General features: G+C 77.6%; 1 protein-coding gene. It reads left to right on the top strand.

Going from position 1 to position 433, the window contains the following annotated elements; all coding sequences use genetic code 11:
• Positions 1-433: hypothetical protein (locus tag E1287_RS44540; protein ID WP_207934835.1), on the top strand; the 433-nt coding region annotated here is incomplete at both ends.

Here is a 433-nt window from a genome sequence, read left to right as displayed (position 1 = left end):
GCCTGGTGAAGGGCGCGGGGAGGGGCGGGAGGCCGGAGAGGATCGCGTTCGGGCCCGCGGAGGGGACGCGGGCGGCCAGGCGGGAGGCGCTGGCCCGCGCGCATCCGGTCCTCTACGCCTCGCGGCACGTGGTCGCGGCGGCCGGCCGGGTGGTGTTCCCGCTGCTGGGGCTGGGCGTGCTGGTGAGGGTGCTGCTGGGGTGGATCCCGCGGCCGGACGTGCCGTTCCCGGACGTCGACGCGCCGTCGATCCCGTGGCCGGACGTCCCCTGGCCGGATCTTCCCGATCTTCCGGACGTGTCTGCGCCGCCGTGGCTGGCGGTGATCCTGGCGTCCGCGAAGTTCTGGGCGCCGATCCTGATCGCGGTGGTCGTGGCCGCGCGCGAGGCACGCCGCCGCAAGAGGGCCTCCGCCGCCCGCGAGGCCCCGCCCGC

Origin of the sequence: Actinomadura sp. KC06 (assembly GCF_004348735.1) — a bacterium.
Taxonomy (GTDB): Bacteria; Actinomycetota; Actinomycetes; order Streptosporangiales; family Streptosporangiaceae; genus Spirillospora.
This window is presented reverse-complemented; position numbering and strand designations above follow the sequence as displayed.